Source organism: Actinopolymorpha sp. B17G11 (genome assembly GCF_040196095.1).
Classification (GTDB): Bacteria; Actinomycetota; Actinomycetes; order Propionibacteriales; family Actinopolymorphaceae; genus Thermasporomyces.
The window spans coordinates 1-1,537 of sequence record NZ_JBEFTW010000097.1; the positions used below are offsets into that span (position 1 = coordinate 1).

The 1,537-nt window shown below is 65.6% G+C and carries 1 protein-coding gene; it reads right to left on the minus strand.

Translation table 11 applies throughout. The features are described 5' to 3' along the window. Positions 1-1,537, minus strand: a 1,537-nt coding sequence (gene pknB, locus ABN028_RS35145; protein WP_349332493.1) for a Stk1 family PASTA domain-containing Ser/Thr kinase, incomplete at both ends; no start/stop codon positions are given.

A 1,537-nucleotide genomic window follows, 5' to 3' on the forward strand; every position in this document is an offset into this window, starting at 1 on the left:
TGACCTTGAAGCCTGCGTCTTCTAGTCGTGCTTCGGCGACTGCTTGGCTTTCGCCGAGGACTTCGGGGACTTCGATGAGGCCGCTGGAGTAGTAGACGGTGATGGTGGAGCCTTCGGGGGCGGGGGTGCCGGGGGCGGGGTCGGTGGTGGTGACGGTGCCTTTGGGTTCGCTGGAGCGGGGGTCTTCTTTGGTTTCGACTGTGAAGTTGGCTGCTTCGAGTTGGGTTTGGGCTTGGTCGACTTGTTTGCCGGTGACGTCGGGGACGTTGATGGTTTTCTTGCCGGAGGAGACGGTGATGTTGACGGTGTCGCCGACTTCGACTTCGGCGCCGGGGTCGGGGTCTTGGGCGATGATCAGGCCGGTTTTGCGGTCGCTGGGTTTGTCCTGGACGGTGCCGAGTTCGAGGCCGGCGTTGGCGAGGTCTCGGCGGGCTTGTTCTTCGGTTTTGCCGATCAGGGTGGGGGTGGGTCGGGTTTCGCCTTGGCCGTCGCCGGTGAGGGCGTTGAGGCCGATGAACGCGGCGACGCCGAGGACGAACAGGATCGCGGCGATCAGCATGGCGTAGGCGATTTTGCGGCCGCGGTCGGGTGGGTCGTCGTCGTCGGGGTGCCATTGGTGGGTGGGGCGGGGGTCGTAGGGGGGTGGTGGTTGTTCGTCGTTGGCGGGCATGAACCGGGCGGTGGCGTCGTCGGCCATCATGGGGGCGGCGACGCGTTGGCCGGACAGGCCGCGTTCGATGTCCTCGCGCATCTCGGCTGCGGACTGGTAGCGGTCGAGTGGTTTCTTCTGGAGTGCTTTGAGGGTGATCGCGTCGGCGACCGGGGACACCTCGGGGTCGAGCATCGAGGGTGGGCGGGGTTCTTCGCGGACGTGTTGGTAGGCGACCGAGACCGGGGAGTCGCCGACGAACGGTGGCCGGCTGGTCAGCAGTTCATACAGCAGGCAGCCGGTGGAGTAGATGTCGCTGCGGGCATCGACCGATTCGCCGCGGGCCTGTTCGGGGGACAGGTACTGGGCGGTGCCGATCACCGCGGCGGTCTGGGTCATCGTCGCTGAGGCATCGGCCACGGCGCGGGCGATGCCGAAGTCCATCACCTTGACATCGCCGTTCGGGGTGAGCATCACGTTCGCCGGTTTGATGTCACGGTGCACGATCCCGGCCCGGTGGGAGTACTCCAGTGCGTCGCAGACATCGGCGGTGATCTCCAACGCCCGCTCGGGCAGGATCCGCCGACTCTCCCGCAACACATCACGCAGCGTGCGGCCCTCGACATACTCCATCACGATGTACGGCACGTTCATGCCATCGGTGATCTCCTCACCGGTGTCATAGACCGCCACGATCGAGGGATGGTTCAACGCCGCCGCAGACTGCGCCTCCCGCCGAAACCGCGCCTGAAACGTCGGATCAGAAGCCAGATCAGCCCGCAACGTCTTCACCGCAACCGTCCGACCAAGACGCCGATCAATACCGATACGCACCTCGGCCATACCCCCGTGACCGAGCACCTCGCCAAGGTCATACCGACCGCCGAG